Below are 18,705 nucleotides of genomic sequence, written 5' to 3' on the forward strand. Positions count from 1 at the left end.
AGCGTTGATTGGGATTCAAATAGATTGAGATAGAGAATAAACTGATTACTAGTTATGTATAGCTTATCTTTCAGTTTTCTCTACTTAATAGGACTGTTTATTAAGTAACGCTCGTTCAATATTACATTGAACGAGCGTTACTTAATTTTTTTGTCAAAGGATTGCTTAAACATTTTTGGGTTTATTAATTTGTTTGAATAAACGAAACTTTCTCACTTCTGATTATGTATATAGAGGTATATTGAATTAGGTATTACTAATGAAAGGCAGGAGAGTTATGAAGCGATTTTTCTACTATTTCATCTGGACATTAGTTATTGGATTTTTAATCTATTTAGGACTGTACTTTCAAGAACAATTAGTTACAAAATCGCAAACGACGTTTACTCTTTATCCACTTCGAGCTTACATTATTTTATTTCCAATAATTATTGGTTTACTTTTGCGTACACCCAAATTTATTCTCGAGATAAAAGAACGACAGAATCACTCATTTGATTGGATTAAATTTATTGCTGTGGGTTTGCCGGTGTTTGTTATTTTAGTCTTTTCTTTTATGCATTACTTACCAAATAGCGAAAGCTGGACTCCGGTATTTAATATGAATATCAATCTCATTCTTTACAGTGGCACGACGCTACCTACTATTGCCGGACTGATTTTTGGTTATGTGCTGTTGGATAGTTTTAAAAATAAAGATTCTGTGAGATTTTATAAGTGAATCTATGGGAATCTAAACTAATAGTTAGTTGCAAGATCTATGCTTTCTATCAAAAAATAACATGTCTTATAAGGAGGAGTCGTAAAAATGAGCGGAAAAGAAATTCTGTATGCTTTCAGAAATGATTTAAGCAAATACTCGCCTGAACAACTGAAGAAAATTTCAGGAAAAGGCGTTTGGTCGATCGGACAAATGTATGATCATATCATCTTAGTAGCACACGAGTATCTCGATCATGTCGAGACCTGTGCCGAACAAAAGCAAGAACAACTACTAGGAAAAACTCCTTTTGGTGAGCAATTAGTTCAAAGAGGTGGATTTCCCCCTATTAAAATCAAACTTCCAGATGAAGTAAATGCACCGCCCAACAATTCTGACAGCCAAGAAGAGCTTATAAATAGAATTAATGAGCTGATTGAAAGACTAGAACAATGTGAGGTGAAAGTAGATTTGATTAACCCCAATTACAAAGTTGAACACGGAGGATTTGGCTGGCTGAATGCCAAAGAATGGTATGCATTAGTCGGTATGCACAGTCACCACCATTTACGTCAACAAGAGGAATTAGAAAGATCTTTATAGAGCTAAGTAAGGAGTAAATTACTTCTAGCAATAAAAAGCAAATCCCCAGTGGAATAAATTCCGCTGGGGGGTTTCTAAAATAATAGTGTTTTAAAATTAGTTAACTCCTACAGCTGTAAACGCAGCTTTGACACTTGTAACTTCTGTACTTGAAGCTCCATAGAGGTCAGTTGCAGCTTGGATTGTTGCAGCGCGGTAATGACTATAGTTTGAATTTGGTGTTAAATACTGTGTTAATGTGCGGTAATAAATAGCGCCCGATTTATTATTGCCAATACCAGTTACAGTAACGCCATAATGCGTTCCACCATTCGCTAATAAGTAAGCAGCTTTATTGCTTATTCCCGAGTTGATATGAACACCGCCGTTGTCACCTGTACCTGTGTAACGCTTTGAATAATGATCAGGATCACCACTTAATGTAGGGTCTTTCAATGAGCGTAAGGCGTCACCCGCAACATTCGGCGTATAAATATCTTCACCAACTTGCCAATCGGGGTTGTTATTAAAATGATATTCAACAAGTGTTCCAAAAATGTCAGACATCGACTCATTAATCGCACCAGACTCGTTCTGATAAATCAAATCAGCAGTTGTGTTTGTTACGGCATGTGTCAGTTCGTGAGCGACAACATCAAGCGCTCCAGATAATGGAATGAAAGTGTTGCCATCTCCGTCACCATAGACCATTTGAGAACCACTCCAGAAAGCATTATTGTAGCTGCGACCGTAATGGACCGTGGAAATTACTTGTGCTCCGTTACCATCGTAACTATTGCGGCCATGAACGTTTTTAAAATAGTCATAAGTATTGCCTGCATAGGCGTGAGCATCAACTGCAGCCCCGTCATACACGGCGTTATAAATATTGTCGCTATCCAACCACAAAGTTCCTGGAGTCTGCGTCCGGTTTTTAGCATCGTAAGTTAAAATGCCGTTTCCTCGTGTTCCATCAACCAAGTAAGAGCCATTGCTGTTAGTCAAAGTATTGAACGTTTTAGCATCTCTTAGAACGCCCTTTCCGCTACCCATCGTATTACTGCCAGTTATACCAGGTCCACCAGATGATGGTTTTGCAGCATGAATTTGGTTGTAGGATTCCACTATTTGTCCAGTTTTAGCATCAACAAAATATTGATAATTTCCGGGCTCTGGATATAAGAATTCAAATTCTATACGATAAGCGAAACTCGCTTGTCCATCTTTGGCATAAACAACCAATTCTGGTGTTGCTTCAGATTCAAGCTCTGGTGAATTGCCAATTTTTTTGGCTAAGTCTGCTTTAGCGTTTTTAAGCGCTGTATCTGCTTTTAGCGTAGCTCCTTTTTTCAACGATTTTTTATCAAATAATTCAGGTGCTAAGTTACCTGAAATTGAAGTAAGAACACCATCCTGATCGACGTGCGCATTTATTTCAGATCCAAAAACAGGAACTCCTTTGAATTTTTGCTGTAATTTTAAGTTTGTAAATCCAAGCTCGTCTTTTTCCTCGGAAAGGGTTTTAAAACTTGAAAATTCCTTTTTACCAATTTTATATGTTTCCTGATTTTCTTCTAAATAGGCAAATACAATTTCTTTTGCTGATTTAGTAGAAGGCATCGTAAGTTCGCCAGCAATAAAATCAGGCATTTGTGTTTCTTTATTGATGTGAACTTTTTCTGCTGTTTGTTGCTGAGTTAACGTATTTGCGGAAACCGCTGTTGCTGATAACGCTAGTGATGCTGCCAAACTTAAAGTTAGTAATTTTTTCTTATTCATCAAATTCACTCCTTCTCGTTTTACCGGCATCGAAGCTCGGTGTAAACAGCATAACTTTTTAACTTTTCTGAATATATAGGGTAGATTATGTGTTTTAAACATCACAAAAAAGTGATAATTATACTTCCAAAAGTTAAAGGAAAACGAATTATGTATAATTTGTAGGACTATGTAAGTTGGAAATTAGGGAAGTATTCGATAAGTTAATGTAAAATAATGAAACAGGCAGTAAAGACTGAAAAATCTATTTTTTAACTCATGTATATAAAGCCTCCACTGTACATTACGAGATAAATTTTAAAAAACAGGAGAAACAAGATGTCTATGATTTTTTTTGGCTTGATGGCAAGGAAAAAATCGTTAAGTATCGGCATGCTATTCAAAAAATTCTGCATGAATCGAAATCAGGGAATTTGCTGTACGACTGTGTTCGTGGTTGGAGATATTGTTTCAGGCACAATAAATTTTGAGAGTGTACGATTTGGTTCAACAAAAGTTAATTTCACTAAACTCCATCGCAATTTGTAAAATTTTGGATAGTAATTTATACGAGTACTACGAAGGGAAATAACATTTTGTGACTTTGAAGAGAGCTTATTTATACAGAAAAAGCAATAGAACAAACCAGGTACGCGTCGCTTACTAATGAAAGCGGATCGTAAACGAAAAAAAGAAGGATAGCAGCTCACTTATGAGCCATTCTATCCTTTTTTCTATGAGCCTTTTAAAGTCGTAAATATATTAAGAAGGAGTAGAGATGTCTACAACGGGTGTCCTTTTTTTAATTTATGAACGGATACATTTAGTCAAGTCAAGAAATACTCTCGGTACGTATAGAAAGTAAATCCGAGTGCTAATACGAAGTATAGGACTGAACCAATAAAAATATAAGACCTTTCTGATACGTGAACTTTCTGTTCCATTCGAATTCCTGTTTGTCCTTGAATTGACATATCTAATTGACGACTCGTCATCCCACCCTTAGATTTAAAAAAGTAGACGAGGGCTAAGGCCAACCCTGCGAATGGGATTGCAATATCTAAGAAAGCTAGTTGTAGAGCAAAGGCACTTGCCCAATTGCCAAATGCGATAGTCGAAAGGGTTAAAAGAATTATGAATATTTTTTTCATAGCTACCTCCATTTTATAGTTTTTGTAATAAATGTTAATCTATTTAGTTATTCTTTACGTTACAATAGAAAAAAGGTTTCAAGAAAACAGAATATTAAGCAGATTAACTAGAGCCTCTAGTAATGCCGTGAAAAAAAGAAAGGGAGAGAAGAAATGATTGAAGTTAAATTACAAGCAGCATTGGTGCATGCTGGAGTCAACCGAGCGAGTTTTCTCGGTGAAGGAGCCTGGCATTATGCCTGGAAAGTATGTAGAGAAGAAAAAAAATTAGTGCTTCGAATTCCAAAAGCGATTGCTTATGGAAAATCTGTCTCGTTTGATGAAGAGGCATTTAAAGCAGAGTATGCAGGCACTGAACTCTACTACTGGGCTGTAAATAAAGCTCAAAAAGGGGCGGCACCGGATTTTTTTAAATTCCATGTGTCGTCTGAGCTGACTTACACATTAGAAACATTTAGAGGAAAACAAATTGATTTACACAGTATGACAGAAAAAGCGGCTTTTCAGATAGGCAGTAAAGTCGGATCAATCCAACGTAAAACAGAAGATGTTCCACATGGATTGAGTGGTTTTGGTTATCTAACTTGGTCAGAAGAAAATGGACTAAAAGGCACATTAAATGGAGATGTACACGAATTTTTGAAAGAAGAAAGCAAGGAGCATTTAGCAGATTATCAAACGCTTTGCTTTGCACATCCGAAGTTTAAAGACAGTGTGGTTAGTAAAGCACTTCAATTAGCTGTGACTAGTAGAAAAAAAGCATTTACGAAACCGCAACTTGTTAATCAAGATGCTTCGCCAGAAAATATTTTGATTGATGAAAATGGGTTATGTCTAATTGACCCTTATCCTAGTATCTATTATTCAAGAGGAATGGCCGGCAACTTTATGAATCTCTACGAGACATTTTTTATCGCTCTCTCGGATACACCTCGTTACAGCAGACATCAATTTTCAACATGTGCGGCTAAATTAAAGTTGGTTGCGCAAGGATATATAACCGGTTATAGTGCCGGCAATCGACAAATTGCTAGTGAAGTGAGAGGAGAGCAGTTGCTTCAATTACTGGAAACCGCTTATAGCCATTTTTGTTTGCTTTCAAAGGATCTTGCTGAGGAAACAAAAATTCGATATGGCAGTAAGGAAGAAATCGAAGCGAGGTTACCGGTATTTTGTGAAGAGCTAAAGGATTTAGCCTCTTCTCAAATTGATGAACTTTTGTATTTCAAGCAAAGAAATAATTTATTTTAGTAGAAAATTATGTTCACGTTGCATGTCTAATTTGTTAATAGATTTAGACTGCGCAGAAAGAAGGTATTGAGACAATGAAGAAGGATCATAAAGAGAATCCAATTAACGCAGCTAAGCAATTTGTGGAAAAGAATCATCCCTCCTGTGATGCAGCATTGCTCGCAGGAAGTGTAATTCGTGGTGAGGCGACAGCAACATCTGATCTTGATATTGTGGTATTCGATCATCAGTTACGTTCTTCTTACCGAGAATCATTTATCGATTTTGGTTGGAATATTGAAGTATTTGTTCATAATTTGACTTCGTATAAGGAGTACTTTTCAAGTGATTGCGAAAGAGCTAGACCTTCAATGCCTAGGATGGTAGCCGAAGGGGTGGTTTTAAAAGACAATGGAATTATTGAGCGAGTAAAAGCAGAAGCGGAGGTATTACTAGATAGGGGTCCGAAAGAATGGCCAACCCAAATCATCGATACTAAACGATACATTATTACCGACTTACTCGATGACTTTATCGGCTGTCATGACCGAGCCGAAGCGATCTTTACTGCTGGCGCTATAGCTGAACTCGTAAGTGAATTTGTACTACGAACGAACAAGCAATGGAGTGGTTCGTCAAAATGGATAATTCGATCGTTGAGACACTATGATTGTGAATTTGCTAATTATTTTATTGAGGCTTTTGAGGAATTTTATAAAAATGACAACAAACAAAAAATTATCCAACTGGTTGACGAAGTCTTACTGCCTTATGGAGGACGGTTATTTGAAGGTTTTTCTTCGGGTAAAAGTTAATGAGAATGACAGAGGTGCTGAACGTGAAGTTAGACCATGTAGCCATGAATGGGAAAATAGCGGTTGAAATATTGAAATGGGAGTATGATTCTCCTTATGATTTTTACAACAATAAGTTAACGCAAGAGACACTGGCCGAAATGATGGATGGTTCATACTTTGCTATCACCAATGATTTAAGCGAGTTAATCGGTTTCTTCTGTACCGGTAAAAGCGCCCAAATTCCAAGTGGGAAAAAGTTCAAAGTATACGAAGAACCCCTTGTTGATATGGGATTAGGGATGAATCCTCAACTAGTAGGAAGAGGTAACGGATATGAGTTCTGCTCATATATTGTTAAATTCATCGAAGAATATTATCATAGTCATTCTATTCGATTGACTGTAGCGAAATTTAACCAGAGAGCCATTTATTTATACAAAAAACTTGGGTTTATTCAAGTTAATGAATTTAGTACAAATTTCACAGATTTTATTACGATGGTGAAAAAACCTAGCTTTTACAAAGGCTTGTCTGATACTTGAGATAATGATAAAGCTTAACGAGTAAAGGGGTAGATACAGAAGCTATTGAGATTAATATGTCTAACATCCAAAAGGAGTATAGAGAATAAAAAGCACAAGAGTTATTGTTAATTTATCCAAAGAGAGAAACGATTAAACGTTGGAATTGAAGGAGAGACTGACAGTGAATGAAACCATTAGCCAAACCTGGAATTTAGATTCTTTATACGAGGACGGGAGCCAATCAATTAAACTAAGAAAATCATTAAATCATTTGGCGTAGAGGAGTAAGACACTGGCAATGATATCGAAATTTATAGAGCTGTACCAAAGAAAAAAGATTTCCAAGCACTTCTTAATAAGATTGAGCGATTCCAAAAAATCCTAAGTGAATGGACGCAAATGAATGAATTTCTGACTTGCATATATGCTGAAAACGTGAAGCTAGAAAATACTCATCTACAGAAGAAAAATGTACTATAGAAACGGAGAAGAGGCGTCATTCGCCACCTCCTCTCCGTTCGTTATTTCTGAATTTCCCTTTCATCTACGATAGGTAACTTAAAGATTACTTAACAAACTAATCGATGCTGTCTGTTTGATTTTTCATAATTTGCTCATCCATCGGTCCAATGATTTTTTGAGCAATTTCGCCTTTTGTATTCAAGATGTATGTTGTTGGTACAGTGCGAATTTGATAAGTTTGAGCGACGCTACCTGTCTCATCCATAGGCATTGTGAAGGTTAATCCAAATTCATCAATAAACGAACGGATTGCTTGTTCGCCATTATCCTGCTCTGTCAAATTGACGGCCAGTATTTCGACATCGCCATCTAGATTGTTTTCATGAAATTGCTGCATGTGTGGCATTTCTGCACGGCACGGAGGACACCAAGTAGCCCAGAAATTGAGAATGACTTTTTTGCCGCGATAATCGGATAACTGAACTGTTTGACCATGTTGGTCGATCAAAGTGAAATCGGGTGCTTTTGCTCCTAGAGAGAGACCTGTTGATGTAGGTGTAATGGTTTCTGATTGCTTAGTTGATTCACTCTTCGTAAAGAAATTGAGCGCCATGATGCCAATAGCAGCTAAAAGCAGAATTCCAAAAAGTATTTTTTTAATCATAGAGTCTGTCCTTTCTGTTCAAAGCGGGTGTACATGATGCTAGTGACGATCGCTAGTAAAACGAATGTTGCGTTTTGCCATGACCAAAGCGAACCAAATGCACTTAAAATTAGCAACTCTAATGTTAATAATGCGGCAAGCAATAATACGTTCGGGACGTCAGTACGTTTTGCGAGAAAGCGAATAGCCAAAATGCTTATAATCAGCAGCAAAGTATGGAAAATTGCTTCAACCACATTTTTTTCAAAGCTTTGCAGAATTGCTTGATAAGATAGAAAGAACAAAAGCCAGGAAAATACGGATTGCTTCGCTACCTTCCATTGTTTTTTCTGTGCCATGATTAAATAGATACTAACGACAACAATTCCAAGGAAATGTCCATATAAACCGCCGTTAAAATAAAGGATGGATAAAGGCATATTACGAAAGTTTTCGAAATGAAATAGACTGTAACTGAGTTTCCAGGTAAGGATGTAGAACGTCAGCGCATTCCAATACCATTCTCCGATTTTTTCTCCGGTAAAAAAACGCATAAAAAGTTTAACTACGGCAGCTGCCAACAAAACAGCAACCCATACAGCGGGAATGGTCAGATGAAAAATAGGAATATAGCTCATGATTGCTCTTCTGATCGGATAGTATTCATTACAAAAGTACCTCCATCTGTATTGGGATTTAACTACTCAACGTGTCCCATTATAGCTGAATGCACATTTTTTTCATCTTTTTTGTTTTGCAGCTAAGCTAAAACAAGATGATTATAAGAGGCACAGTATGATGTCATGGCAGGAACGTTTTGAAACAGAGGAATATTTGTATGGGACAGCGCCAAATGAATTCATCGAAATGATTCATCCGAAATTCATACCTAGTCCATTTACTTTTTATATAGAGTATCCTATAGATTACCATAGAAATTCACCCTATGAAGACGATTTCACAAATTTGTCTTAACTACAGAAGTAAGTGAGCAGACTTTAATCAGCGATTACGAAAAAAGCTAGAAAATGACAGTTGTCAACTGAGATAAATATGTTCTTTTTTAAGCAACAAAAAGACGTCTAGCCGGCACCTATTTTCAAGTGCTGGTTAGACGTCTTTTACTTGAAGAAATCATTTAGTTTGTCATTGAGGCAAAGAGACCAAATTACAATAGTTTTAGCTTGTTACTGCTTTTTCACTTCTTAGTAGGCTTGTTGTCTAAAGGCTTTTCCGACAAGGCAGAAAGTAATTGTGCTTCTTGTTTTTCTTTTAACTTTAAATGAGTTTTTGTATAGCTTGGGTTGATCGTGCCGCTGCCTAGTCCTTCATTAATCATCTGGTCAATCGCATGAAAGCGATCAAGCGCTGTTTGTTGTGGATCTTTCATGTTACTTCCTCCTCATTATCGTTTTAGATTTATCTGTGACAGCATATCGATTCGAATTCCTTGAAGCTTTGCATCGTTTTAGTTTAGTATACCATATTGACTCAATTTTCTGATAAACATGTTGCAGAAGAGTCAATCTTTTGAGCATAGAATGGAGAAAAAGGAATTGGGGATTTATAGAAAAAGCCAATAACGTTTGCTTTTCACAACATAACCATTACTATGCTGTTTAAAAAGAGCGAGAGACATGGAAAATGCACAAAAGATCGTTGTTTTTGAAATCGAACGAAGAAACACATCAGAAGAAAGTTCGTATGGGGAAAAGGTTGAATTTCCCTACATGATGAACACGAACGTCATTTCTGCTTTGATGAAGATTCGGCGAAATCCCATTAACATGGAAGGGGGAGAAAACGCCGCCTATCACATGGGATAGAAACTGCTTAGAAGAAGTATATGGAGCCTGCTCCTGTCATCAATGGCTATGCTCTTCAATCATATACAGCTTTAGTTGACCACTTAAAACAGCCTATGCGGCTATAGCCAATGAAAAACAAAACCAATTACATTGGGCAAGCTCCTATTTCACAAGTGCGCTTAATGAATGCCCATCCAACGGGTGCTATGAACAAAGGTGAAAGGTTAACATTACTAATAGGACCGGGTGGAATTCAAGAATGTAACATGGCACAAAACGGTGTGGAGACCTGTCCGAAAGGAATCCCTTTAACTACATCGATTGCATCGATAAATCGCGAGACAACAGTCAAAATGTTTCGTAATTTTTTGGGGAGTGATCATGTGGTTAACTAGAGTCGTCTAAAGTTTTTTCTCAAACGAATTATAGTCGAAATCTAAATTTTTTAGCAGATGTAGTACTTCGAATACAAAAACAGTAAATCCTAGCCAAACACTTCCGAAAACGTAACCAGCAAGGATATTACTAGGAAGCTGAACCTCGAGATACATGCGACTAATAGCAATCAAGACTAAAAGGATCAAGGTCGCAATAGAGAGGAATCTACGCACCGAAATAGAATTAATTGTCCAAATGACAGTGAAAATGCTAATCCCAAACACGACAACAGTAAGTAAAGATTGTTCGTTAGGAAACGAATACAATGGATTTGTAAGTGACTGTTTTAAAGGAGAGAAGTTGTAAAATAATCGGCGGAGAAATTCTTCGTATACTTCTCCACCGCATACAACGATTGCCACTAATGCCAATCGTCGGAAAGTATCCTGGCCTTTCAAAAAAGTCCAAACGACAGTCACAATAAGAAGTGCAATCAATGTATTTCTAGATCCCATAAAAGAAAACAGTTTCATCACAGGTATCCACTTGTCATTAAAAGCGAAATGAAGGAACAAACCGGTAATGTCATTAAAATCCTGAAATTCATTTCCCAAAAAGTCTTGGATTAAACCAATCATTAGAAGAAATAGGCTAAAGATAGTTACTACTGCTGTGATTAATATAACTCCGACTTTTCTACGTGAATGCAGGAAATACAACGCAATTTTTAACTGCCAAATAGCATAAGCTTTGATTTTTTGTTTATACTTATTGCGTACATACATAAGGACTAAAATTACAGCCGCTATACAGCCTATAATCAAGAGGTATTTTTTTATAGCCATATGGAATTGCTCCCACTGAGGTCCCAAAATCTTCCCAAATGTTATAAATATACTAACCCATAAAAAAGCTCCGCTATATGCATACAATGCGTATGTTCGAAAAGGGATTTGAATAATACCTGAAAAGTAGCCGGTAATATGCCGAACCCCTGGAATGAAATAAGCGATAATTAATAATTTATTTCCATGCGTATTAAACCAACGTGATGTTTTTTCGATTTTCTCTGGACTCATATGAAAATACTGACCATATTTAATGAAAAAAGGAGTGCCTAATTTACACCCAATATAATAGGAGATGGTCATACCTAAAGAAGTGCCAGCACCTGCCACTAAAATAGAGTAAGCCCAATTTAATTCGTGTTGGAAAACAAGAAATCCACTATAGGTCATGAGCACTTCACCGGGAATAGGAAAAGCAATCAGTTCAAGAAGGAGTGCACCAAATAAAACAATGTATCCATACTGTTCAATGTAATCAGTAAGATTTCCCAATAGAATGCCTCCTCTGTAAACTAAGAGTAATATCCAACTAAGGTTTTCTAGCTTGTATTTAGTTTGGCAATTCAAAGCGGAACAATTTGAAAGCAAACATTCCTTGTGGCTCAGTTTACAGCAGAACGTGGTTAAACTCTATGTTAACACGAGGTATTAATTTGCAAACTAGAAACACATCATAGGTGCAATAAGGAATTTTAGCATTATAATGATGGATATAGCTTTTGGAATGTACAGCTTTCCAATAAAACGATCTAGCTAAACGTAGCAGTAGGAGGAATACATATGAACAATCCAGTCATCATTGTAGGTGCAGGATTAAGCGGTTTGCGCGCGGCATCACTACTTACAAAACAAGGAATAACTTGTAAAGTACTTGAAGCACGAGATAGAATTGGTGGCAGAATTTTAAGTGAGTCTGTTCCAAATCAAGAGGATCTCGGAAGATTCGATCTGGGGCCAACGTGGTTTTGGCCGCAACATGAGCGCAAAATTTCGGCTCTAGTAGAAGAATTAGGGTTGGTGAATTTCGTTCAGCAGAACGAAGGAGACATGCTAATGGAACGGTTTCAAACAAAGTCTCCAGAGCGCTGTGTTATGGAAGAACACATTGATGCCAGAGGAGTTCGGTTAACCGGGGGAATGCAGTCGTTAATAGATGCATTGGCAGAGCAAATCCCTGCAAAAATGATTGAGTTAGAAACTCGTGTTAAAGAAATCTGTATGGACGAGGTTGGAAAAATTACGGTTACAGTAGAAAGAGCAGGTGGAAAGTTAGAAAATATGCGTGCAGCTTCGGTTATTTTGGCATTGCCACCGCGTCTTGTAGCACGTCATATTAAATTTTCCCCATCACTTCCGACAGAACTTTTAACTGATATTGCAGAAAAACCGACATGGATGGGCTCACAAGCCAAAGTGGTTGTGGTTTTTGATCGTCCATTTTGGAGAGAATCTGGATTGTCAGGTTTGGTGTTGAGTTCGGTTGGTCCTTTGCAAGAAATTTACGATGCTTCACCTACTAATGGTTCGGGTGCGTTATTTGGATTTTTTGGAATTCCGTCAGAAGCACGTCAACATATGGGACCGGAAAAAGTAAAAAAATTGGTCGCAAATCAATTAGTTAAACTGTTTGGCAAGGATGCTGAAAATCCTCGAGCAATTCTTTACAAAGATTGGTCCAGTGATTTGAATACTGCAGTTGAAGAAGACTCTAGCCCATTCAAAAATTATGCGAGTTATGGTCAACCGCCATCAGCTGGTGACTGGGAAGAAAAAGTGTTTTTTGCAGGAACTGAGACAAATTCACAGTACAGTGGCCATTTAGAAGGCGCGCTTCGGTCAGCTGAACAAGCGGTTAATAAAATTCTTGCGTTAAATTCTAAGTAATTAATAACAGACATGCATGTGATTATTTTATTTCATAAGCTAGATATAATGACAAAAAACCTTTAGGCAACTAAATGCCTGAAGGTTTTTTATCGGATTATTTTACTCGTTCGCCTTGGACGAATACGGAGATAATATTACGTCGTTGTGTCATGTACAAGAGCTTCTGGAAAATATCTTCAAGAGAGTTCATGCCTTCGAAAATGGGCATCGATGCATCTTCAATTCGTGTGTCAATAATTTGTGCATCAAAAGCATAGTTTTCCGTAAGTCGACCAACTGGTAAACTAATGCTTTCACCGCCGCCCGCTGTAGCGAAATAAAACGCTTCGTTGGCCGTAATACGCGAATGATCACGACCGCGAGAAGAAGCATTTTTAGAAGGATCTACCCCATCTTCTAGCATGCGAGAAGAAATAACGGCTTGGCGAATGGCGGAATAAATTCCAGGGTCATAACCTGCCGACAAATCCGTACCGAGTCCAATTTCAACACCCATGTCAGCAAAATGTTTGATCGGAATTACACTATTGGCAAAATAAGCATTGGAAATAGGGCAGTGAGCGATTGCAGTTCCTTGTTCGATATACGTTTTTGCATCATCATCGCTCAAGAAATTAGCATGCGCCATAATTGCTTTTTCAGTCAATAAGCCGAAATCATTTAATACTTGTGCGTCATTTTTGCCGAAACGCTCTTTCACATGATTGTGTGCCCAGTCACTCTCGCTACAATGCGAAGTGATATGAACATCGTGTTTAGCCGCAATTTTCCCTAATCCTTCTAAAGCTTCAGATGTACAACTTGGTACAAAACGCGGCGTTACTACTGGGTAGACACCTTGCTTTGTTGTTTTATTCAACTCTTTTACTCGTTGAATAAAGCGTTCTGTGCCTGTTAATGCTTCTTCTAGGCTAGCATCTCTGTAGAAATCCGGGTTTTCAGCCGGGTCATCCATCACGACTTTTCCGACGAGTCCGCGTTGTCCTTTTTCGGCACAAATTTTTGCTAGCAAAAAACTTGCTTCTTCGTGGATGGTCGCAAAGTAAAGAGCGGTTGTTGTGCCGTTTCCAAGCAATGTATCGACTAAGTGGCTATAAGTTTCTTCGGCAAATGCTATATCTGAAAACTTAGCTTCTAGTGGGAATGTGTACGTATTCAGCCATTCATAAAGTGGCAAATCAAGTGCTGTGCCGGTTTGAGCCCATTGAGGAGCATGAATATGCAAATCGATAAATCCAGGAAGTAAATACTGACCTTCTGTTAGTTCCATCAGCGTTTCTTCACTGCGAGCTTGTTTCAATACCATGTTGTAATCTTGATCATTCGGTGAAAGACGTTTAGCAATAAAGCCATCATCATTTATACAGAAAAGATAGTCTTCCAATATTTCGATTTCCTGTAGGTTAATACTTGAAAAGCCTGTTCCTTTAATAATTTTATTCATAACAGCCGATGCCTCCATAGTTGTTTTGTATAGGTAGATTAAAAGTTCTCATGTGTGTTGACTTATTTTTCATGATGACCATACGTTTCCGACGAGTGTGATTTTTCTTTTGGTTACTTTCAACAAAATCAAAACAAGATAGAATGACAAAAGAGTGGGACCGGTAAGGGTCAACACTCTTTTTAAAATTGAAACTTCATTTTGCTACCGTTTCCAGCGCCACTTCAATCATGTCATTAAACGTCGTTTGTCTTTCTTGTGAAGTCGTATGTTCCCCAGTAAGAATATGATCGCTAACCGTTAACAACGTTAATCCTCTTACACCAAATTTAGCAGACAGGTAATAAAGAGCAGCTGCTTCCATTTCAACAGCTAATACACCGTGCTGACCAAGCTTGTTAGTTGTTGCTTGGTCATCAGAGTAGAAACTATCAGAAGAAAATACATTTCCTACATGAAGCGTAAGTCCTTTATCTGTAGCAATATCATAAGCATTTTTGATTAAATCAAAGTTTCCAATTTGAGGAAGATCAATTCCTGGGAAATCTTTGCGAATCATCGCAGAATCCGTTGCAGCAGCTTGTGCAATAATCACATCGCGAATGTTCACGTCTTGCTGAATTGCACCACATGTTCCGATTCTCACAAGATTTTTTACCTGATAGTCATTGATTAACTCATGAATGTAAATGGATGCTGAGGGCATACCCATTCCAGTTCCTTGAACAGAAACGCGGTTTCCTTTATAGGTGCCTGTATACCCCAACATGCCACGCACATTATTGTAGCAACTTACATCTTCAAGAAAAGTTTCTGCAATATAGGTTGCACGTAACGGATCTCCGGGAAGTAACACTGACTCTGCTATTTCTCCTACTTTTGCTTCAATATGAAAACTCATTAGAAAAACCTCCATTGTCGTTGTTGTTCGTTTGCATGTAATTGCATCTTTAAAGCATCATAACATGACAGAAAGAAGTGAGCTGTGAAGACAACTACCTTATTTTTGTGAACTTGTTCACAAAAAAAGCAGAGGATAAGGTAGCTGGTTTTTTGATTACATACTATTCCATTTACGAAGCATTTGTATTTCTTCTGCTTGATTGCAAATAGACTCGAGTTTTTTCATATCTACTATATAAATATTTTTTTCTCGAATTTCAATTATCTTTTCGTCCTGAAATTCGTTCAAAGTTTTAGACATGGATTCTCGCGTAATCCCAAGCATCGTTGCGAGAAAAGATTGATTGATTTTTAAATCCACTTTGTAGCCATCATTACTTTGATCGCCAAAATTGAAATAGAAATCGACGAGTAAATTCGCGACTTTTGTCCGGACATCATGCAAGCTTAAATAACGAATCAAGCGATTTAGTATACGCGTGCGTTCAACAAGGATCCTGTAGGCATTTTTTAAAATCGCTGGGTATTGTTCCACAAGTTCCAGGAAATCTGTCTTCTTAATTTGCCAGGCTGCAACGTTTTCAAGTGCTTCAATAGAAGAAATTCGGTAATTAACAAGAGATAAAGCTTCAACTTCTCCTAAAATTTCTCCAGGTAATGCAAAGCTGAGCACAATTTCTTTGTCTTCGTGCAAGCGGAAAATTTTCAGTTTTCCAGAACGGATAATGTAAATATCTTCGCTTTCATCATTTTCAAACATGAGCATATGATTTTTCTTGAATTGACGCTCTTTGAGCAGCAGAAGAATCTGTTGCAAATCGTTTTCTGGGATACCTGAGAAGATAGGGATATCTGAGAGGTTTGTCATCATGTGAATCCGTCCTTTCGATTCGGTAAATTTCATTGCGTATCCGCCGCTGTTTTTCTAATACCGTAATCCCTTATTGAAAGTCACATGTAATCAACTAGCAATCGTCTATGCTAACTTGGATGTAAGGGAACTTTATTTTTTATTATACAGCACAAACTGAAAATCATATGATGGCGGCTGAATTACACTAATTCTTTTATTTTTCCAACTTACAATGCATAGTATCAATAAATAGAAGCGAGCGAAAAAGTGAGATTGAAAATTTAGAAAAAGGGTATTCGAAAAGAGATGATATAAATGTGAGTTAGAAAGAAATAGACATTTGACTTGCTTGATCGTTTAAAAGTAGTTGATTTTTACTGAAAAATAGGGGGTATGAATATGAATAAAAAAGTAGTCGGGATGTCGATCATTGCTTCAATCGCTTTGGTCGGGTGTAGTTCGGGAGAAGATGCAAAAGAGCCAATTATTATTGGAGGAAAGCCTTGGACTGAGCAGTATATTTTGCCTTATATTTTAGGTGAGTACATAGAGTCCAAATCAGAGTATACGGTTGAGTATGAAGATGGCCTAGGGGAAGTGGCAATTTTAACACCTGCTTTGGAAAAAGGTGATATTGATATGTATGTAGAGTATACCGGTACAGGATTAAAAGATGTGCTGAAACGTGATTCAGAACCAGGTCAATCATCTGAAGAAGTGCTCGAGGCAGTTAGAGAAGGGTATGAAGAAGAACTAGGAGCGACATGGTTAGAGCCGCTGGGTTTTGAAAATGGCTATACGTTAGCTTACTCTAAAGATAGCGGCTTTAATGCTGAAACTTACTCTGATTTAGCTGCGATTTCTGCTTCTGAGGATGTCACTTTTGGCGGACCCCACTCTATTTATGAACGACAGGGTGATGGCTACGAAGATTTAAAAGCTACTTATGATTTTAAATTTTCGGCTACCGAAAGTTTTGATCCCTCTATTATGTACGAAGCTGTGAAAAATGGAGATGTAGACGTTATTCCGGCATTTACAACAGATAGCAGAATTGAGTTGTTCGACCTAGCAACGACAAAAGATGATTTAAACTTCTTTCCAAAATATGATGCAGCCCCAGTTGTCAGATTAGAAACACTTGAAGAGTATCCAGAGTTGAAAGATGTCTTAAACGAGCTTGCTGGGCAAATCAGCGAAGAAGAAATGTTGGCGATGAACGCTAAAGTAGATGTTGATAAAGAGCAACCGCAAGACGTAGCTCGAGAATTTCTAATCGAAAAAGAATTGATTGAAGAATAGAGAAACTTATTAACATGTAAAGTAAGTAGAAAATTTTTAGTAGGTAAGGGGAGTTATTCGATGAAAGCAGTAGAAAATACGTCTATAGCAGAGCGCTTTGCAGAAATTAGAGGCGTTACGATGAAACTAATTGAGCCTTTAGAAACGGAAGATTTTATCATTCAATCCCACGAAGATGTGAGTCCAGCAAAGTGGCATATTGCCCATACCACCTGGTTTTTCGAGCGTATGATTTTAAAAGAATTCAAATCGGATTATGAAGAGTTCAATCCAGCTTTTGATTTTTTGTTTAATTCGTATTACAACACGATTGGACCTTATCAACCACGCCACCAACGCGGCGTGCTATCACGACCGACTGTAAATCAAGTTATTGAATATCGCAATTATGTGGATCAGCAAGTAACTAACTTACTTGCTGAATCAGCTAGTGAAACAAAGGAAGAAATAGAAGCTTTAATATACATGGGCCTTCAACACGAACAACAGCATCAGGAATTGATCTTAATGGATATAAAATACAACTTTTTTGTTAATCCACTTTTTCCTACGTATACAGAAACTGAAAAACGTCCAGTAAGTAAACAGCAGGAATCGCAGTTTGTTGAGTTTGAGGGAGGATTGGTCGAAATCGGTCACGACGGGAATGGCTTTGCGTTTGATAACGAAAGTCCGCGTCATAAAGTTTGGATAGAACCGTTTAAATTAGCAACAAGCCCAGTGACAAATAGAGAGTATCTTGAATTTATAAATTCCGGAGGCTATGAAAAACCGGAATATTGGCTTTCTGATGGTTGGAGTATAGTCAACGAACACAATTGGAAAGCACCACTTTATTGGCTGAAAGACAAACAACAGCACTGGCAAATCTTTACCTTAGCGGGCATACAGGACCTAGAACTCGATGAACCGGTTAGTCATATTAGTTTTTACGAAGCAGATGCTTTTAGTAGATGGAAAGGCAAAAGGTTACCTACTGAAGCTGAATGGGAATATGCTTCTCAAAGCGTTGCTATTCATGGAAATACGTTGGATGAGGGAGTTTACCATCCTGTAGCAAGCAGTAGCGATTCACAAAGGGAATTGTTGTCTAAGATGTTCGGAGATGTATGGGAATGGACTGCCAGTGCCTATTCACCGTATCCAGGAAGTAAACCGTTAGAAGGTGCATTAGGTGAATACAATGCAAAATTCATGTGCAACCAAATGATTCTTCGCGGAGGTTCATGCGCAACGCCGCTAAAACATATCCGAGAAACATACCGAAATTTTTTCCCGCCAGAAAAAAGATGGCAATTTAGTGGGTTTAGACTAGCACAAGACCAAAATTAATCATTTAAGAGAAGTACAACTGTTTTATGCGAAAAAGCAGACAACCGATTCTACTCGGGGTGTCTGCTTTTTTCTGTAAAAAAAGAATGATATTTCGACTTAC

At 37.6% G+C, this 18,705-nt stretch carries 18 protein-coding genes and 1 pseudogene; 10 read left to right on the forward strand and 9 right to left on the reverse strand.

Features of this window, described 5'->3' with window-relative positions:
• The first annotated feature begins 277 nt into the window (after nt 1–277).
• Together FQ085_RS12780 and FQ085_RS12785 are read left to right on the forward strand one after the other, a co-directional pair.
• Nucleotides 278–721, forward strand: a complete 444-nt coding sequence (locus tag FQ085_RS12780) for a hypothetical protein (RefSeq protein WP_149456776.1) — start codon at nt 278–280, stop codon at nt 719–721.
• An 87-nt stretch (nt 722–808) separates the two neighbouring features.
• A complete protein-coding gene (locus FQ085_RS12785) occupies nt 809–1,303 on the forward strand; it encodes a DinB family protein (protein WP_149456777.1) in 495 nt (164 codons plus the stop codon).
• A 96-nt stretch (nt 1,304–1,399) separates the two neighbouring features.
• Here FQ085_RS12785 and FQ085_RS12790 read toward each other — a convergent pair whose 3' ends face one another.
• Both FQ085_RS12790 and FQ085_RS12795 read right to left on the reverse strand, forming a co-directional pair.
• On the reverse strand, nt 1,400–3,061 hold the full coding sequence (locus tag FQ085_RS12790) for a M4 family metallopeptidase (protein ID WP_149456778.1): 1,662 nt from the start codon (nt 3,059–3,061) through the stop codon (nt 1,400–1,402).
• An 806-nt stretch (nt 3,062–3,867) separates the two neighbouring features.
• Nucleotides 3,868–4,191, reverse strand: coding sequence for a hypothetical protein (locus tag FQ085_RS12795; protein WP_149456779.1), 324 nt, complete (start codon nt 4,189–4,191; stop codon nt 3,868–3,870).
• A gap of 153 nt (nt 4,192–4,344) precedes the next feature.
• On the opposite strand from FQ085_RS12795, the gene FQ085_RS12800 reads away from it, so the two are divergent.
• The 3 genes from FQ085_RS12800 (at nt 4,345) to FQ085_RS12810 (ending at nt 6,760) form a co-directional block, all read left to right on the forward strand.
• The gene (locus tag FQ085_RS12800) at nt 4,345–5,442 is read left to right on the forward strand and encodes a hypothetical protein (protein ID WP_149456780.1); all 1,098 of its coding nucleotides are present in this window, start codon (nt 4,345–4,347) and stop codon (nt 5,440–5,442) included.
• Nucleotides 5,443–5,516: 74 nt separating this feature from the next.
• Nucleotides 5,517–6,236 carry a nucleotidyltransferase domain-containing protein gene (locus FQ085_RS12805; RefSeq protein WP_149456781.1) on the forward strand — a complete coding sequence of 240 codons (720 nt, stop codon included), beginning with the start codon at nt 5,517–5,519 and terminating at the stop codon, nt 6,234–6,236.
• 23 nt (nt 6,237–6,259) lie between these two features.
• A complete protein-coding gene (locus tag FQ085_RS12810) occupies nt 6,260–6,760 on the forward strand; it encodes a GNAT family N-acetyltransferase (protein WP_316834412.1) in 501 nt (166 codons plus the stop codon).
• 559 nt (nt 6,761–7,319) lie between these two features.
• On the opposite strand, the gene FQ085_RS12815 is transcribed toward FQ085_RS12810, so the two are convergent.
• Complete coding sequence (locus FQ085_RS12815; RefSeq protein ID WP_149456782.1) at nt 7,320–7,868, reverse strand: peroxiredoxin family protein; 549 nt, start codon at nt 7,866–7,868, stop codon at nt 7,320–7,322.
• Nucleotides 7,865–8,485, reverse strand: coding sequence for a hypothetical protein (locus tag FQ085_RS12820; protein ID WP_149456783.1), 621 nt, complete (start codon nt 8,483–8,485; stop codon nt 7,865–7,867). The genes FQ085_RS12815 and FQ085_RS12820 overlap by 4 nt, the downstream gene beginning before the upstream one ends.
• Nucleotides 8,486–8,642: 157 nt before the next feature.
• On the opposite strand from FQ085_RS12820, the gene FQ085_RS12825 reads away from it, so the two are divergent.
• Nucleotides 8,643–8,822: a hypothetical protein gene (locus FQ085_RS12825; RefSeq protein WP_149456784.1), complete on the forward strand. Its 180-nt coding sequence runs from the start codon at nt 8,643–8,645 to the stop codon at nt 8,820–8,822.
• Between the two features lie 223 nt (nt 8,823–9,045).
• Here FQ085_RS12825 and FQ085_RS12830 read toward each other — a convergent pair whose 3' ends face one another.
• The gene (locus FQ085_RS12830) at nt 9,046–9,237 is read right to left on the reverse strand and encodes a hypothetical protein (RefSeq protein WP_149456785.1); all 192 of its coding nucleotides are present in this window, start codon (nt 9,235–9,237) and stop codon (nt 9,046–9,048) included.
• 247 nt (nt 9,238–9,484) lie between these two features.
• On the opposite strand from FQ085_RS12830, the pseudogene FQ085_RS12835 reads away from it, so the two are divergent.
• Nucleotides 9,485–10,050 (forward strand): annotated as a pseudogene (locus tag FQ085_RS12835) (2Fe-2S iron-sulfur cluster-binding protein).
• A gap of 6 nt (nt 10,051–10,056) precedes the next feature.
• Here FQ085_RS12835 and FQ085_RS12840 read toward each other — a convergent pair.
• The gene (locus tag FQ085_RS12840; protein ID WP_149456786.1) at nt 10,057–11,373 is read right to left on the reverse strand and encodes a VTT domain-containing protein; all 1,317 of its coding nucleotides are present in this window, start codon (nt 11,371–11,373) and stop codon (nt 10,057–10,059) included.
• Between the two features lie 288 nt (nt 11,374–11,661).
• On the opposite strand from FQ085_RS12840, the gene FQ085_RS12845 reads away from it, so the two are divergent.
• Entirely contained in the window at nt 11,662–12,765 is a 1,104-nt protein-coding gene (locus FQ085_RS12845; RefSeq protein WP_149456787.1) for a flavin monoamine oxidase family protein, read from the forward strand.
• Between the two features lie 97 nt (nt 12,766–12,862).
• Here FQ085_RS12845 and guaD read toward each other — a convergent pair whose 3' ends face one another.
• From guaD to FQ085_RS12860, 3 genes are all read right to left on the reverse strand, one after another.
• Nucleotides 12,863–14,212, reverse strand: coding sequence for a guanine deaminase (gene guaD / locus FQ085_RS12850; protein WP_149456788.1), 1,350 nt, complete (start codon nt 14,210–14,212; stop codon nt 12,863–12,865).
• 196 nt (nt 14,213–14,408) lie between these two features.
• Nucleotides 14,409–15,113 carry a purine-nucleoside phosphorylase gene (gene deoD / locus FQ085_RS12855; RefSeq protein WP_058385168.1) on the reverse strand — a complete coding sequence of 235 codons (705 nt, stop codon included), beginning with the start codon at nt 15,111–15,113 and terminating at the stop codon, nt 14,409–14,411.
• Between the two features lie 156 nt (nt 15,114–15,269).
• Complete coding sequence (locus tag FQ085_RS12860; RefSeq protein WP_262499795.1) at nt 15,270–16,019, reverse strand: Crp/Fnr family transcriptional regulator; 750 nt, start codon at nt 16,017–16,019, stop codon at nt 15,270–15,272.
• A 348-nt stretch (nt 16,020–16,367) separates the two neighbouring features.
• Between FQ085_RS12860 and FQ085_RS12865 the strand changes: the two genes are divergently transcribed.
• Together FQ085_RS12865 and egtB are read left to right on the forward strand one after the other, a co-directional pair.
• Complete coding sequence (locus FQ085_RS12865) at nt 16,368–17,270, forward strand: glycine betaine ABC transporter substrate-binding protein (protein WP_149456789.1); 903 nt, start codon at nt 16,368–16,370, stop codon at nt 17,268–17,270.
• Nucleotides 17,271–17,330: 60 nt separating this feature from the next.
• A complete protein-coding gene (gene egtB, locus FQ085_RS12870; protein ID WP_149456790.1) occupies nt 17,331–18,602 on the forward strand; it encodes an ergothioneine biosynthesis protein EgtB in 1,272 nt (423 codons plus the stop codon).
• Nucleotides 18,603–18,705 lie beyond the last annotated feature (103 nt).

The sequence above is a fragment of the Planococcus sp. ANT_H30 genome (genome assembly GCF_008369335.1).
In the GTDB taxonomy this organism is placed as follows: Bacteria; Bacillota; Bacilli; order Bacillales_A; family Planococcaceae; genus Planococcus; species Planococcus kocurii.

What these genes read in the sequence shown, in the direction of transcription:
- FQ085_RS12805 (WP_149456781.1), top strand. Translation starts at nt 5,517, where the DNA reads ATGAAGAAGGATCATAAAGAGAATCCAATTAACGCAGCTAAGCAATTT.
- FQ085_RS12785 (WP_149456777.1), top strand. Translation starts at nt 809, where the DNA reads ATGAGCGGAAAAGAAATTCTGTATGCTTTCAGAAATGATTTAAGCAAA.
- guaD (WP_149456788.1), bottom strand. Translation starts at nt 14,212, where the DNA reads ATGAATAAAATTATTAAAGGAACAGGCTTTTCAAGTATTAACCTACAG.
- egtB (WP_149456790.1), top strand. Translation starts at nt 17,331, where the DNA reads ATGAAAGCAGTAGAAAATACGTCTATAGCAGAGCGCTTTGCAGAAATT.
- FQ085_RS12815 (WP_149456782.1), bottom strand. Translation starts at nt 7,868, where the DNA reads ATGATTAAAAAAATACTTTTTGGAATTCTGCTTTTAGCTGCTATTGGC.
- FQ085_RS12790 (WP_149456778.1), bottom strand. Translation starts at nt 3,061, where the DNA reads ATGAATAAGAAAAAATTACTAACTTTAAGTTTGGCAGCATCACTAGCG.
- FQ085_RS12865 (WP_149456789.1), top strand. Translation starts at nt 16,368, where the DNA reads ATGAATAAAAAAGTAGTCGGGATGTCGATCATTGCTTCAATCGCTTTG.
- FQ085_RS12860 (WP_262499795.1), bottom strand. Translation starts at nt 16,019, where the DNA reads ATGAAATTTACCGAATCGAAAGGACGGATTCACATGATGACAAACCTC.
- FQ085_RS12795 (WP_149456779.1), bottom strand. Translation starts at nt 4,191, where the DNA reads ATGAAAAAAATATTCATAATTCTTTTAACCCTTTCGACTATCGCATTT.
- FQ085_RS12825 (WP_149456784.1), top strand. Translation starts at nt 8,643, where the DNA reads ATGATGTCATGGCAGGAACGTTTTGAAACAGAGGAATATTTGTATGGG.
- FQ085_RS12780 (WP_149456776.1), top strand. Translation starts at nt 278, where the DNA reads ATGAAGCGATTTTTCTACTATTTCATCTGGACATTAGTTATTGGATTT.
- FQ085_RS12845 (WP_149456787.1), top strand. Translation starts at nt 11,662, where the DNA reads ATGAACAATCCAGTCATCATTGTAGGTGCAGGATTAAGCGGTTTGCGC.
- FQ085_RS12830 (WP_149456785.1), bottom strand. Translation starts at nt 9,237, where the DNA reads ATGAAAGATCCACAACAAACAGCGCTTGATCGCTTTCATGCGATTGAC.
- FQ085_RS12800 (WP_149456780.1), top strand. Translation starts at nt 4,345, where the DNA reads ATGATTGAAGTTAAATTACAAGCAGCATTGGTGCATGCTGGAGTCAAC.
- deoD (WP_058385168.1), bottom strand. Translation starts at nt 15,113, where the DNA reads ATGAGTTTTCATATTGAAGCAAAAGTAGGAGAAATAGCAGAGTCAGTG.
- FQ085_RS12820 (WP_149456783.1), bottom strand. Translation starts at nt 8,485, where the DNA reads ATGAGCTATATTCCTATTTTTCATCTGACCATTCCCGCTGTATGGGTT.